The following is a 13703-nucleotide window of genomic DNA, read 5'->3' as shown; positions in this document are numbered from 1 at the left end:
GTGCTGTGCACCCGGCGCAGGGGTGTGAGCACACAGAGCGACGACTGTCGGTGCGGCGTGCTGCACTGGCGGTTGGTCCGGATGCGTCCGGATGTGACCGATGAGACAGAACTTCACCGAGGAGAGTGCCGCGTGAGTGCCGAAACGACCGTGCCGTCCGCGCTGCTGGCCGGCGACGACGGTTCCAACTACACCGCGCGGCACCTGCTCGTCCTGGAGGGCCTGGAGGCGGTCCGCAAGCGCCCCGGCATGTACATCGGCTCGACCGACAGCCGCGGCCTGATGCACTGCCTCTGGGAGATCATCGACAACTCCGTGGACGAGGCGCTGGGCGGCCACTGCGACCACATCGAGGTCGTGCTGCACCCGGACTCCTCGGTCGAGGTCCGCGACAACGGCCGCGGTATCCCGGTCGACGTCGAGCCCAAGACCGGGCTGTCCGGCGTCGAGGTCGTGATGACCAAGCTGCACGCCGGCGGCAAGTTCGGCGGCGGCTCCTACGCGGCCTCCGGCGGTCTGCACGGTGTCGGCGCCTCCGTCGTCAACGCGCTCTCCGCCCGCCTGGACGTCGAGGTCGACCGCAGCGGCCACACCCACGCGATCAGCTTCCGCCGCGGCACCCCCGGCATCTTCACCGAGGCCGGTCCGGACTCGCCCTTCGAGCCGGCCAACGGCCTCAGCAAGAGCCGCAAGGTGCCGAAGACCCGCACCGGCACCCGGATCCGCTACTGGGCCGACCGGCAGATCTTCCTCAAGGACGCCAAGCTCTCCCTGGAGAACCTGCACAACCGCGCCCGGCAGACCGCCTTCCTGGTCCCCGGCCTGACCATCGTCGTGCGTGACGAGCGGCTCACCGAGAGCGAGCAGGTCGAGGAGTCGGTCTTCCACTACGACGGCGGCATCGCCGAGTTCTGCGAGTTCCTGGCCCCCGACAAGCCGGTCTCCGACGTGCTGCGGCTGCACGGCGAGGGCACCTTCAAGGAGACCGTGCCCGTCCTGGACGAGCTCGGCCACATGACCCCCACCGAGGTCACCCGCCACCTCGGGGTGGACATCGCGCTGCGCTGGGGCACCGGTTACGACACCACCCTGCGTTCCTTCGTCAACATCATCGCCACCCCCAAGGGCGGCACCCACGTCACCGGCTTCGAGCGCTCGCTGGCCAAGACCGTCAACGAGGTGCTGCGCGCCAGCAAGCTGCTGCGCGTCGCCGAGGACGACATCACCAAGGACGACGCCACCGAGGGCCTCACCGCGGTGGTCACCGTCCGGCTCGCCGAGCCGCAGTTCGAGGGCCAGACCAAGGAGGTGCTCGGCACCTCGGCGGCCAACCGGATCGTCGCCGCCGTCGTCGCCAAGGAGCTCAAGGCCTTCCTCACCTCGGCCAAGAAGGACCAGAAGCTGCAGGCCCGGGCCGTGCTGGAGAAGGTGGTCGCGGCCGCCCGCACCCGGGTCGCCGCCCGCCAGCACAAGGAGGCCCAGCGCCGGAAGACCGCGCTGGAGACCAGCTCGCTGCCGGCCAAGCTGGCCGACTGCCGCAGCGACGACGTCGAACGCAGCGAACTGTTCATCGTCGAGGGCGACTCCGCGCTCGGCACCGCCAAGCTCGCCCGCAACTCCGAGTTCCAGGCGCTGCTGCCGATCCGCGGCAAGATCCTCAACGTGCAGAAGGCCTCGGTGAGCGACATGCTCAAGAACGCCGAGTGCGCCGCGATCATCCAGGTCATAGGAGCCGGCTCGGGCCGCACCTTCGACATCGACCAGGCCCGCTACGGCCGGGTCATCTTCATGGCCGACGCCGATGTCGACGGCTCGCACATCCGCACCCTGCTGCTGACCCTCTTCCACCGCTACATGCGGCCGATGGTCGAGCAGGGCCGGGTCTTCGCCGCGGTGCCGCCGCTGCACCGGATCGAGCTCACCAACCCCAAGCGCGGCCAGGAGAAGTACCACTACACCTACTCCGACGCCGAACTGCGCTCCACCCTGCTGGAGTTCCAGCGCAAGGGGATGCGCTGGAAGGAGCCGGTGCAGCGCTACAAGGGTCTGGGCGAGATGGACGCCGACCAGCTGGCCGAGACCACCATGGACCCGCGCCACCGCACGCTGCGCCGGATCAACCTGGGCGACCTGGAGCAGGCCGAGAGGATCTTCGACCTGCTGATGGGCAACGACGTCGCCCCGCGCAAGGAGTTCATCGTGGACTCGGCGGCCACCCTGGACCGCTCGCGCATCGACGCCTGATCCCGGGCAGTGCGCGAGGGCCCTCCACCCACGGGTGGAGGGCCCTCGCGTTCCGGGTTCCACCCGGGGTCCACCCCGGCTCCGATCAGCGGGAACCGTCGGATCCGTAGCGTCGGAGAGGTCAGCAACAAGCCTCTCCTCGGGACGGAGAACTCCGATGAGCTCCCTCGCCAACCTCCTCGTGATCGCCGCGGTGGTGGTCCTGGTGGTCCAGCGCCAGATGCGCGTCCAACGCCTGGACACCGAGCGCCGGTTCTGGCTGCTGCCGCTGATCCTGGGCGTGCTCGCGCTGCGCGATCCGCAGATCATCGACCACCAGCACACCGTGCTGTCGGCCGCCCTGCTGGCCGTCGGGCTGGTCGCCGTGCTCGCGATGGGCACCGTCTGGGGCTGGACCGTCCGGATCTGGCGGGCCGCGGACGGTGCCGTCCTGGTCAAGGGCACCAAGGTCACCCTGGCCGCCTGGGGCGGGATGATCGCCATCCGGATCGGCCTGTACGCGATCGGCTCGGCGCTGGGCGTCCACCAGGCCGGCAGCTCGCTGATGCTCGGCATGGCGGTCCTGCTGCTGGTCCGTTCGCTCGTGGTCAACTGGAGGGCCCGGACGCTGGAGCCCGCGCAGGTGACCGCCGTCCTGCACTGATCCACCGCCGTGAGCACCGAGGAGGAACCCTTGCCCGGGTGGTACTGGACCCGCTGGCAGTCCCGCGAAGGGCTGGAGCGCGAGGCCGAGAGCCGGCCGCGGCGGGTCCTCGCGATGTTCGGCCGGACCGTCCTGCTGGTCGTCATCGGCTGGGGCACCTTCTCCGGTGGCAAGTACTCCGGCTGGGCGGTGGCGGCCGCGGCGGCCGGACTCGCCGCGGCCGTCGCACTCTGTGCGCTGTACCTGCGGGCAACCCGGGAGCAGCGCCCGGCAGCCTCGTACCTGCTGGCCGTCGCCCTGGTCGGAGCCGCCTGGCTCGCCAACTGGGGACTGGCCTACACGCTGGCCGACACCCTCTGGATCGGGCTGGCCGTGACGGCCCTGATCCGGCTGCCGCCCGCGCCCGCGCTGCTCGCCGCGGCGGCCGCGCTGGGCTCCTACGCGATGGCTTCCCCGGCGAGCTGGCTCAGCATCTCCGCCACCGTCGGCGGTTCTGTCCTGGTCGGCTTCCTGCTGCGGTTGGACATCGAGGCGCGCGGCACCGCCCGCAGGCTGCTCGCCCAGGAGCGCGCCGCGCGGGCCGCCGAGGCGGAGAGCGCGGCGCTCGCCGAACGGGCCAGGATCGCCCGGGAGATCCACGACGTGCTCGCCCACAGCCTCTCCGCGCAGCTGGTCCACCTGGAGGCGGCCCGGCTGATGCTGGACGCCGGGACCGACCGCGAGCAGATCCGCGAACGGGTCGTCGCCGCCCGGCGGATGGCGCAGGACGGCCTGGCCGAGACCCGGCAGGCGCTGTCCGCGCTGCGCGGGGAGTTCACTGCGGTCGGCGAGTTCCTGGTGGAGCTGACCGAGCGCGAGCGGGCCGTGCTCACCGTCAGCGGTACGCCCCGGCCGCTGGCCGCCGAGGCCGGACTGGCGGTGCGGCGCACCGCGCAGGAGGCGGTGACCAACGTCCGCAAGCACGCGCCCGGTGCCCGGTGCACCGTCGAACTGCGCTACCTGGACGGGGCGGTGGAGCTGGAGGTGCGCAACACCCGGGCGCCGCGCGGCGAGTCCTCCGGAGAGCTGGCCGACAGCGGCAGCGGGTACGGTCTGCTGGGGATGCGCGAACGCGCGGAACTGCTCGGCGGCACCCTGCTGGCGGGCCCGGAGGACGGAGGATGGCGCGTGCTGTTGCGGGTGCCGGAATGAGTGAGCGCGGCGAACCCATCATCGGGAGGTGCGGATTCCGCGATGCGACCGCCGGGCGCTGTGAGGTGGGCGCGTGAGCGAGCGTAGCGAGGTGGGCGCATGAGCGGGACGGTCACCAGGGTGCTGGTGGCGGACGACCAGACCGTGGTGCGCGAGGGCATCGTGATGCTGCTGGGGCTGCTGCCCGGCATCGAGGTGGTCGGCGCGGCGGCGGACGGGGAGGAGGCCGTGGCCCTGGTGGAGCGTCATCACCCGCACGTGGTGCTGATGGACCTCCGGATGCCGCGGGTGGACGGTGTCGAGGCGACGAGGCGGATCCGGGCCGCCCACCCGGAGACCGAGGTCGTGGTGCTCACCACCTACGCCGACGACGACTCGCTGTTCCCGGCTCTGCAGGCCGGTGCGCGCGGCTACCTCACCAAGGACGCCGGCGGTGAGGAGATCGCCAAGGCCATCGCGGACGTCCGCGCGGGTGCGGCCGGTCTCTCCCCACAGGTCCAACTCCGCTTGCTGGAACGGCTTTCCGAGAAGCCGGCCCAGCCCGCGCCGACCGCCGAGCGGCCCGCCGCCAGGTCCGGGGAGCGGCCCGCCGCCCGGTCCGGGGAGCTGCCGGACGGGCTGACCGTGCGGGAGGCCGAAGTGCTCGCGCTGATCGCCGAGGGGCTCTCCAACACCGAGATCGCCCAGCGGTTGTTCGTCAGCCAGGCCACCGTGAAGACGCACATCAACAACCTGTTCGCCAAGACGGCGGTGCGGGACCGGGCGCAGGCCGTCGCGTACGCCTTCCGCCACGGAATCACCGGTATGCAGCAGTAGTCGGATGAGCGTCCGTCAGATGATCGACCACCTCATCGGGTGAACGTATCTGCGATGGTCAGGGGCGGTGTCCGGTGGCCTCCATGATGGTTCGGGTCAGAACGCCCGGCCCGGCCCAGGAGCAGCAGTGCCACAGCAGCAGACCAGCAGTCCCGGCCAGGGGCAGCGAACCGACTGGTGGGCCGCTCCGGCCGCCGCCACCGCGTCCGAGTCGGCTGCCGCACCCCGCCGAACGGCCGTACCGGCCCAGCCGGTGCCCACCCGTACGGCCGCCGCCCAGTCGGCCGCCGCCCCCGAGTCGGTGGCCCCGCCGCTCGCCCCGGCCGTCGTGCCGCAGGGTCCGTCGGCGCCACCGAGCACCACCGACAGCACCGAGGTCTACCGGTCGGTCCAGGCCAGCGCGGCCTTCCAGGACATCCGGCGCAGCTACCGGGTGTTCGTCTTCCCGGTCAGCGGCGCATTCCTCGGCTGGTACCTGGTGTACGTCGCCGCCGAGGCCGTCGCCCCCGGCGTGATGCGCAGCCGGGTGGTCGGCCCGCTCAACGTGGCCTGGCTGCTCGGTCTGCTGCAGTTCGCCACCACCTTCCTGCTCACCTGGCTCTACGCCCGCAACGCCCGGACCAAGCGCGACCGCGCCGCCCTGGGCCTGCGCTGGGACACCCAGGACCAGCTGCGATGACGACCCTGATGAACGCGGTGACGACAGCCGCCACCCCGCCGCCCGTCGCCCCCACCGGCGACCACCACGACCTGGCGATCGTGCTGTTCGCCGTCATCGTCCTGGTCACCCTGGGCATCACCCTCTGGGTCGGCCGCCAGGGCAACGCCGCCGAGGACTTCTACGTCGGCGGCCGCGACTTCACCCCGCTGCAGAACGGCTTCGCCCTCTCCGGCGACTACCTCTCCGCCGCCTCCTTCCTCGGCGTCGCCGGACTGATCGCCCTGTACGGGTACGACGGCGTGCTCTACAGCATCGGGTTCCTGGTCGCCTGGCTGGTCGTGCTGATGCTGGTCGCCGAACTCGTCCGCAACGCCGGCCGGTACACCCTCGCCGACGTGCTCGCGTTGCGGCTGCGCCGCCGCAGGGTGCGCGCGGCCGCCGGCGGTGCCAGCGTCGTGGTCACCCTGCTCTACCTGGTCGCCCAGATGGTCGGCGCCGGCTCGCTGGTCGCCCTGCTGCTCGGCACCAACAGCTCGCAGGCCCGGACCTGGACCATCATCGCCGTCGGCGCCCTGATGATCGTCTACGTCACGGTCGGCGGGATGCGGGCCACCACCTGGATCCAGATCGTCAAGGCCTTCCTGCTGATCGCCGGCTCGGTGCTGCTCACCGTGCTGCTGGTGGTCCGCTTCCACGGCGACCTGTTCGAGCTGATGCGCCAGGCCGCCCAGCACAGCGGCGCCGGGCACCGCTACCTCGAACCGGGCCTGAAGTACGGCGCCACCTTCACCAGCCGGCTGGACTTCTTCAGTCTGGGCCTGGCACTGGTGCTGGGCACCGCCGGCCTGCCGCACATCCTGTCCCGCTTCTACACCGTGCCCACCGCGCGGGCCGCCCGCCGCTCCACGATGTGGGCGATCGGGCTGGTCGGCGGCTTCTACCTGATGGCCATCGCGCTCGGCCTCGGTGCCTCCGCACTGGTCGGCTCGGCCGAGGTGCGGCACGCCAACCCGGCCGGGAACACCGCCGTCCCGCTGCTCGCCCTGGTGCTCGGCGGTGGCAACGGCAGCACCGGCGGGGTGGTGCTGTTCGCACTGATCTCGGCGATCGCCTTCGCCACCATCCTCGCCGTGGTCGCCGGGCTGACCCTGGCCTCCTCGGCGGCCTTCGCCCACGACATCTGGGCGGGCGCCTGGCGCGGCCACCCGCGTCGCGGCCGTGCGGCCGAGGTCACGGAGAAGCCCAGCGAGCAGCAGGAGGTGGTGGTCGCCCGGTTCGCCGCCGCCGGGATCGGCGCGGTCGCGATCGTGATCAGCCTGTATGCCCAGCAGATGAACGTCGCCTTCCTGGTCGGTCTGGCCTTCGCGGTGGCCGCCTCCTCCAACCTGCCGGTGCTGCTGTACAGCCTGTTCTGGTCGCGGTTCACCGCCCGGGGCGCGGTCTGGTCGGTGTACGGCGGTCTGGTCCCGGCGATCGTGCTGGTGTTCTTCTCGCCGGTGGTCTCCGGTTCCACGGCGGCGCTGTTCCCAGGCGTCGACTTCCACTGGTTCCCGCTGGAGAACCCCGGCATCGTCTCCATCCCGCTCGGCTTCCTGGCCGGCTGGCTCGGGACGCTCACCTCGCCCGAGCCCGCCGACGCGGACCGCTTCGCCGAGCTGGAGGTGCGTGCCCTCACCGGTGCGGGCGCGGCCTAGGGCTTGCCCTGAGCGTCGCGCCCGGGGAACCCCGGCGGGCCTGGGGCCGCCGGGGTTCCCCGGTGTCCGCGTGCCGGGCTACGCCCTGGCGGCCAGTCCGTAGCGGTGCTCCGGGCGGCCGGTGTCGCCGTAGCGGAGGGTCAGCCGCAGCCGGTTGTCCCGTTCCAGCTGCTTGAGGTAGCGCTGCGCCGTCGAGCGGCTGAGCCCGGTGGCGTCGGCGACCTCCTGGGCGGACAACGGCCGGCCCGCCCGGCGCAGCACGCCCAGCACCAGGTCGGTGGTCGGCGCCGAGTGCCCCTTCGGCAGCGCACCGGCCGGGGCGGAGACGCTGCGCAGGGTCGCGAACAGCCGGTCCACCTCGTCCTGGCCGGCCTCCCGGGCCGGTGCGGTCAGCGCGTGCCGCAGCTGGGCGTACGAGACCAGCTTGTCCCGCAGCCCGGCGAAGGTGAACGGCTTGACCAGGTACTGCAGTGCGCCGTGCTGCATCGCGGCGTGGACGGTGGAGACGTCCCGGGCCGCGGTCACCATCATCACGTCGCAGGCCACCTGGCGTTCCCGCAGGCGCCGGACCAGGGCCAGGCCGGTCTCGTCCGGCAGGTGGTGGTCGAGCAGCAGCAGGTCCACCGGGCGGCGCTCCAGCGCGGCCAGCGCCTCCCCGGCCGAGTGCGCGGTGCCCGTGACCCGGAAGCCCGGGACCTTGGCCACGTACGCGGCGTGCACGTCCGCGACCCGGAAGTCGTCGTCCACCACGAGTACGTCGATCATCACGCCTCCACGAGCTGAGTGGTGAGCAGGGCCTCGGGCAGCTCGACGGTGAACCGGGCGCCGCCGAGCGGGCCGGTGTCGAGCACGATCCGGCCGCCGGTGCGTTCGACCAGCCGCCGCACCATCGCCAGGCCCAGCCCGCGCGGACGGTGCGCGGGCGCCTCCTTGCTGGTCCACCCCTCCTCGAAGACCTGCTCGCGCAGCTCCTCCGGTACCCCCGGGCCGCTGTCCGCGACCTGCAGCAGCAGCGTGGAGCCGGCCGCCGCCAGCGTCACCTCCACCTGCCCGCCCCCGGCGGGCGCCAGGGCGTCCACCGCGTTGTCGACCAGGTTGCCGAGCACCGTCACCAGCGCCCGGGCGTCCACCACCGCGTCCGGCAGGTGGGTTGCCGGGGCCAGCACCAGCCGCATCCCGCGCTCGCCGGCCACTGCCGTCTTGCCCGCCAGCAGGGCCGCCACATGGGGGTCCTGCACCTGTTCGGCGATCTTGGCGGCGACCACGGCGTGCGAGCCGGACTGCTCGGAGATGAACGCGACCGCCTGCTCGTGGCGGCCGAGCTCCAGCAGGCCGAGCAGGGTGTGCATCCGGTTGGCGTGCTCGTGGTCCTGGGCGCGCAGCGCCTCGGTCAGGCTGCGGGTGGTGTCCAGCTCGCGGACCAGCGACTCCAGCTCGGTGCGGTCGCGCAGCGTCACCACCGCGCCGCCCTCGGGCCCGCCCGAGGCCGTGGCCATCCGGTTCACCACCAGCACCCGGTCGTCCCGGACGGCCGGCAGGTCGGTGCCGGTGATCCGGCCGGTCAGCACGTCGGTCAGCCGGCCCGGCGGCAGCACCTCGGCGATCGGGCGGCCGGTGCAGTCCTCGGGCAGGCCGAGCAGCCGGACGGCCTCGTCGTTGGCCAGCCGGATCCGGCCGCGCTCGTCCAGCGCCACCATGCCCTCGCGGATGCCGTGCAGCATCGCCTCGCGTTCGACCAGCAGCGCGGAGATGTCGGCGAGCGCGATGTTGTGGGTACGGCGCTTGAGCCGGCGGGCCAGCGCGAGGGTGGCGACGGTGCCGGCGGCCAGGCCCGCGCCGGCGCACAGCAGGATGCCGGTGAGCATCTTCAGCAGACGGCGGCGGATCGAGTCGTCGCTGATGCCGACCGACACCTCGCCGACGATCCGGCCGTCCGCCATCCGCAGCGGCACCTTGCCGCGGGCGGTGCGGCCCAGGGTGCCCTGCTGGATCGCGGTGACGCTGCGGCCGCTGAGGGCGGGCTCCGGGTCGGTGCTGACCCGGTGGCCGATCCGGCCCGGGTCGGTATGCGAGAGGCGGATCCCGTCCAGGTCGGTGACCACCACGAAGCTGGCGCCGGTGGCCAGCCGGATCTGCTCGGCGTTGCGCTGGGCGGTGACCACGTCGCGGGCGGCGGCGGCCCGGGCGATGGTCTCGTCGGTGGCGGTGGCCTGGGCGATGGACAGCGCGCGCTGCATCGCGTCGTGGTCCAGCTCGCTGCTGACCGGGGCCAGGAACAGCCCGGCCGTCACCGTGGTGACGCCGACGGTGACGACGGTCTGGCTCAGCAGCAGTTGCGCGAAGACCCGGCGGGGCCAGCGGGGGAGCTTCATCCGGGCCTCCTCTCGGCGGCTGCGGGTGGTGCGGGCGGGGTTGGGACACCCTATGTTTCCGCCGTGTTTCTGTCAGCCGCGTCCCCGCAGTTGTAGCGGAAGCAAAACGAGCAGAACACCCCTCAATGCGGAGAAGCCGCACTACGCGAAGAAGGCTCCCGCCGGGGCCGGGCCCGCTCCTACCTTTCCGGGGCAAGCACTGACCCGGGAGGCAAAGCATGACCAACACCCCGGCGATCGAGCTGACCGGCGCGACGAAACGCTTCCGCACCCCCTCCGGGGCCCTGCACACCGCCGTCCGCGATCTCGATCTGACCGTCGCCCAAGGCGAGTTCGTCGCCGTCGTCGGCCCCACCGGCTGCGGCAAGTCCACCACGCTGACCCTGGTCAGCGGCCTGGAGGAGCCCACCGAGGGTGAGGTCCGGGTGCACGGCGAGCCCGTGCGCGGGATCCACTCCCAGGTCGGGTTCGTCTTCCAGCAGGACGCCGTCTTCCCCTGGCGCACCGTGCTGTCCAATGTCATGGCCGGCCCGCGCTTCCGCGGCGTGCCGACCGCCGAGGCCAGGGAGCGGGCCCGGGACTGGCTGGGCCGGGTCGGCCTGGCCGCCTTCGAGGACCGCTACCCGCACCAGCTCTCCGGCGGCATGCGCAAGCGGGTCGCGCTCGCCCAGACCTTCGTCAACGACCCGGCGATCCTGCTGATGGACGAGCCGTTCTCGGCGCTGGACGTGCAGACCCGCGCCCTGATGTCCGACCAGCTGCTGGAGCTGTGGGCGGGGACGGGCTCTTCCGGGGACGCAGCCTCCAAGAGCGCGGCCTCGGTCATCTTCGTCACCCACGACCTGGACGAGGCCATCGCGCTCGCCGACCGCGTCGTGGTGATGACCGCCGGGCCGGCCACCGTCAAGGAGGTCTTCACCGTCGACCTGCCACGACCGCGCACCGTGGAGGCCGTCCGGCTGGAACCGAGGTTCGTCCAGCTGTACCGCGAGATCTGGGCCTCGCTCGGCGAAGAGGTGCGCATCACCCGGGAGAGAGGAGCGGGTCGTGCCGCTTGAGAGCGTGTCCGAGACCGCGTCGGCCGTGGCGGGGAAGTCCGCGGCCGTCACGACGAGAACCGAGGCCCGTGAACGGGCCGCCCGCAACCGGAAGTTGGGCGTCTACGGAGCCCGGGTCGGGGTGCTGATCGCCTTCCTCGGACTGTGGGAGGTGTGCGCCCGGACGAACGTCATCGACCCGTTCAACTTCTCACAGCCGTCGAGGATCTGGGACCAGATCCGGCAGTGGGTCACCCACGGCACCGCGCAGGGCTCGCTCGGCGAGCAGATCGGCTACACCCTGTACGAGGCCCTCACCGGCTGGGTGCTGGGCGTCATCGGCGGTGTGCTGCTGGGCATCGCGCTCGGCCGGATCCGCTTCCTGGCCGATGTGTTCGGGCCGTACATCAAGGTGCTCAACGCCATCCCGCGGATCGTGCTCGCCCCGATCTTCCTCATCTGGTTCGGCCTCGGTCCGGCCTCCAAGGTCGCCTCCGCGGTGGTGCTGGTGTTCTTCCCGGTGTTCTTCAACGCCTTCCAGGGCGCCCGCGAGGTGGACCGCAACCTCGTCGCCAACGCCCGCATCCTCGGCGCCGACAACCGCAGGGTCACCCTGCAGGTGGTCATCCCCGCCGCCACCACCTGGATCTTCACCAGCCTGCACGTCAGCTTCGGCTTCGCGCTGATCGGCGCGATCGTCGGCGAGTACATCGGCGCCACCAAGGGCCTGGGCCTGATGGTCGCCGCCGCCCAGGGCACCTTCAACGCGGCCGGGGTGTACGCGGCCATGACCATCCTCGCGGTCGTCGCCCTGGTGACCGAGGGGCTGTTGACCTACGCCGAGAAGAAGCTGTTCCGCTGGAAGCCCGCGGACGCGGGCGACGGCCGCTGACCCCCTTTCCCGTCCGTAAGAGAGGCACCCCCACCCATGCGCCCGAACCCGACAGGCAGAGCGGCGGTCGCCGCCCTCGCCGCCGTGCTGCTCCTCCCGCTCTCCGCCTGCGCCAACGACGCCGCCACCTCCACCCACGGCGCCGCCGCCCCGGCCGGTCGGCAGGTCGACGGACCCAAGGTCAAGATCATGGTCGGTGGCCTGGACAAGGTCATCTACCTGCCCGCGATGCTCACCCAGCGGCTCGGCTACTTCGCCGACGCCGGCGTCAACGTCGAGCTGATGAGCGAGCCGGCCGGCGTCAACGCCACCACCGCCCTGCTGGCCGGCGACGTCCAGGGAGCCGTCGGCTTCTACGACCACACCATCGACCTGCAGGCCAAGGGCAAGCACGTCGAGTCCGTGGTGCAGTTCGCCCAGGCGCCCGGAGAGGTCGAGCTGGTCTCCACCAAGCAGGCCGACGCGATCAGGTCCGGCGCCGACTTCAAGGGCAGGAAGCTCGGTGTCACCAGCATCGGTTCCTCCACCGACTTCCTCACCAAGTACCTCGCGGTCAAGAACGGCGCCGCCGTGAGCGACTTCAGCCCGATCGCGGTCGGCGCCGGCCAGACCTTCATCGCCGCGCTCCAGCAGGGCAGCATCGACGCCGGGATGACCACCGACCCGACCGTCGCCAACGTCCTCGACAAGGGCCTCGGCAAGATCCTCTACGACATGCGCACCCCCGAGGGCTCGCGCCAGGCGCTCGGCGGGCTCTACCCCTCGTCCTCGCTGTACATGAACACCGAGTGGGTGGAGAAGAACCGGGACACCACCCAGAAGCTCACCAACGCCTTCGTGAAGACCCTCAAGTGGATGTCCACCCACACCCCGGAGGAGATCGCCGCGAAGATGCCCGCCGACTACGCGCAGGGCGGCGCCGAGCAGTACGCGGCGGCGATCAAGTCGACCCTGCCGATGTTCACCACCGACGGGGTGATGCCGGCCGACGGCCCCAGGACGGTGCTCGCGGTGCTCGCCGCCTTCCACCCCGACGTCAAGGGCAAGGAGGGGACGGTCGACCTGTCCAAGACCTACACCACGGAGTTCGTCGGCAAGGCCACCGGCTGAGGCCCTGCCGCCGCCGCGGTCCCGCGCTCACCCCCACGGGCGCGGGGCCGCTACACGCCCCGTACGGACAGCACGTCCATCCGCGAGGGCGTCCCCGCCGCCTTGCCGCAGCTCTCCGGACGCGCCGGCTCGCTCACCGTCTCGATCACGTCCACCTCCCAGGCCCGGCCGTCCCGGTGGATCACCCGGACCAGCCAGCGGCCCTCGCCGTCCGGCCGCTGGGCCAGGGTCAGCGCGTCCACCCCGGTCTCGCCGGTCGCCAGCCGCACCGCGTGCTCCGCCGCCTGGCCCGGACGCTCCCAGCCCGAGCAGCCCCGGGCCCACTCCGGCACCATGTGTCCGGCAGCCGTCGCGGCCAGTACCTCCTTGGCGGTCTCCGCCGTCAGCCGCCCGTACGCGTAGCCGTACGGCAGCACCAGCATCGTCGGGGCGAACCGGTGCCCGCCCAGGTGGGTCACCTCCCACACCTCGCTGTGCCCGGCCGCCGCCAGCTCCGCCGCCAGCGGACGGCCCAGCAACGCGCAGCAGCGGTCCCGGCGGCCGTTGGTGCACACCAGCGCCAGCGGGCCGCCGACGTGCTCCACCCCGAAACCCGTGTGGTCGCCGACCCCCAGCGCCGCGAAGTCCAGCTCCAGCAGCTCGGCCGGATCGGCCACCTGCGCCCGGCGCACCCAGCCGCGGCCCGGCACCGTGTGCGCCACGACCACCTCGTGCCGCGTCGTCGGCAGGCAGTCCGCGTGCCGGCCCGGTCGCCGGATCAGCGCGATCCGCACCCCGGTCCCCGCCGTGGCCTCCTCCAGCGCGCGTCCGGTCGCGGGGTCGAGGTGGCTCTCCCGCAGCGCCTTCGCGCCCCACGGGCCGTTCTGCTCCAGCAGCAGCCAGGTGGTCGCCACCGCGGCCGTGGCGGTCAGCGGCTCCGAAAGTTCACGCGACACGGTCGCACAGGTGCTCACCCGCGTAAGGCTACCCTCAGCGGTTCGGCCCGGTCCGGGAGCCCGAGGAGGGCGGGGAGCCCGCAGGCACCCCGCCCTCCTCGGGCTCCC

The 13703-nt window shown here is 72.4% G+C and carries 12 protein-coding genes; 9 read left to right on the top strand and 3 right to left on the bottom strand.

What is annotated here, in order from left to right:
* The first annotated feature begins 132 nt into the window (after positions 1-132).
* The 6 genes from ACFVWU_RS15730 (at position 133) to ACFVWU_RS15705 (ending at position 7249) form a co-directional block, all read left to right on the top strand.
* A complete protein-coding gene (locus ACFVWU_RS15730; protein ID WP_387620366.1) occupies positions 133-2244 on the top strand; it encodes a type IIA DNA topoisomerase subunit B in 2112 nt (703 codons plus the stop codon).
* A gap of 157 nt (positions 2245-2401) precedes the next feature.
* Positions 2402-2887 carry a DUF1453 domain-containing protein gene (locus ACFVWU_RS15725; protein WP_387620363.1) on the top strand — a complete coding sequence of 162 codons (486 nt, stop codon included), beginning with the start codon at positions 2402-2404 and terminating at the stop codon, positions 2885-2887.
* Positions 2888-2917: 30 nt separating this feature from the next.
* Complete coding sequence (locus ACFVWU_RS15720; protein WP_387620360.1) at positions 2918-4078, top strand: sensor histidine kinase; 1161 nt, start codon at positions 2918-2920, stop codon at positions 4076-4078.
* Between the two features lie 99 nt (positions 4079-4177).
* On the top strand, positions 4178-4894 hold the full coding sequence (locus ACFVWU_RS15715; RefSeq protein ID WP_387620357.1) for a response regulator: 717 nt from the start codon (positions 4178-4180) through the stop codon (positions 4892-4894).
* Positions 4895-5021: 127 nt separating this feature from the next.
* Positions 5022-5573 carry a DUF485 domain-containing protein gene (locus ACFVWU_RS15710; RefSeq protein ID WP_387620354.1) on the top strand — a complete coding sequence of 184 codons (552 nt, stop codon included), beginning with the start codon at positions 5022-5024 and terminating at the stop codon, positions 5571-5573.
* On the top strand, positions 5570-7249 hold the full coding sequence (locus ACFVWU_RS15705; RefSeq protein ID WP_387620352.1) for a cation acetate symporter: 1680 nt from the start codon (positions 5570-5572) through the stop codon (positions 7247-7249). The genes ACFVWU_RS15710 and ACFVWU_RS15705 overlap by 4 nt, the downstream gene beginning before the upstream one ends.
* A 78-nt stretch (positions 7250-7327) precedes the next feature.
* On the opposite strand, the gene ACFVWU_RS15700 is transcribed toward ACFVWU_RS15705, so the two are convergent.
* Both ACFVWU_RS15700 and ACFVWU_RS15695 read right to left on the bottom strand, forming a co-directional pair.
* Entirely contained in the window at positions 7328-8014 is a 687-nt protein-coding gene (locus ACFVWU_RS15700; RefSeq protein ID WP_387620350.1) for a response regulator, read from the bottom strand.
* A complete protein-coding gene (locus ACFVWU_RS15695; protein ID WP_387620347.1) occupies positions 8014-9621 on the bottom strand; it encodes an ATP-binding protein in 1608 nt (535 codons plus the stop codon). Before ACFVWU_RS15695 ends, ACFVWU_RS15700 begins: the two co-directional genes overlap by 1 nt.
* 218 nt (positions 9622-9839) lie before the next feature.
* Between ACFVWU_RS15695 and ACFVWU_RS15690 the strand changes: the two genes are divergently transcribed.
* From ACFVWU_RS15690 to ACFVWU_RS15680, 3 genes are read left to right on the top strand one after another with little or no spacing between them, the layout of a single operon-like run.
* The gene (locus ACFVWU_RS15690; RefSeq protein WP_387620344.1) at positions 9840-10679 is read left to right on the top strand and encodes an ABC transporter ATP-binding protein; all 840 of its coding nucleotides are present in this window, start codon (positions 9840-9842) and stop codon (positions 10677-10679) included.
* 4 nt (positions 10680-10683) lie between these two features.
* Positions 10684-11550 carry an ABC transporter permease gene (locus ACFVWU_RS15685; protein WP_387620444.1) on the top strand — a complete coding sequence of 289 codons (867 nt, stop codon included), beginning with the start codon at positions 10684-10686 and terminating at the stop codon, positions 11548-11550.
* A 36-nt stretch (positions 11551-11586) separates the two neighbouring features.
* Positions 11587-12660, top strand: coding sequence for an ABC transporter substrate-binding protein (locus tag ACFVWU_RS15680; protein ID WP_387620342.1), 1074 nt, complete (start codon positions 11587-11589; stop codon positions 12658-12660).
* 50 nt (positions 12661-12710) lie between these two features.
* On the opposite strand, the gene ACFVWU_RS15675 is transcribed toward ACFVWU_RS15680, so the two are convergent.
* Positions 12711-13613 carry a sucrase ferredoxin gene (locus ACFVWU_RS15675; RefSeq protein WP_387620339.1) on the bottom strand — a complete coding sequence of 301 codons (903 nt, stop codon included), beginning with the start codon at positions 13611-13613 and terminating at the stop codon, positions 12711-12713.
* Positions 13614-13703: the final 90 nt, after the last annotated feature.

It is taken from the genome of Kitasatospora sp. NPDC058190, assembly GCF_042883685.1.
Lineage (GTDB): Bacteria > Actinomycetota > Actinomycetes > Streptomycetales > Streptomycetaceae > Kitasatospora.
This window is presented reverse-complemented; position numbering and strand designations above follow the sequence as displayed.

Coding starts and splice junctions, on each gene's coding strand:
- ACFVWU_RS15725 (WP_387620363.1), top strand. CDS start 2,402: ATGAGCTCCCTCGCCAACCTCCTCGTGATCGCCGCGGTGGTGGTCCTG.
- ACFVWU_RS15715 (WP_387620357.1), top strand. CDS start 4,178: ATGAGCGGGACGGTCACCAGGGTGCTGGTGGCGGACGACCAGACCGTG.
- ACFVWU_RS15705 (WP_387620352.1), top strand. CDS start 5,570: ATGACGACCCTGATGAACGCGGTGACGACAGCCGCCACCCCGCCGCCC.
- ACFVWU_RS15700 (WP_387620350.1), bottom strand. CDS start 8,014: ATGATCGACGTACTCGTGGTGGACGACGACTTCCGGGTCGCGGACGTG.
- ACFVWU_RS15695 (WP_387620347.1), bottom strand. CDS start 9,621: ATGAAGCTCCCCCGCTGGCCCCGCCGGGTCTTCGCGCAACTGCTGCTG.
- ACFVWU_RS15690 (WP_387620344.1), top strand. CDS start 9,840: ATGACCAACACCCCGGCGATCGAGCTGACCGGCGCGACGAAACGCTTC.
- ACFVWU_RS15680 (WP_387620342.1), top strand. CDS start 11,587: ATGCGCCCGAACCCGACAGGCAGAGCGGCGGTCGCCGCCCTCGCCGCC.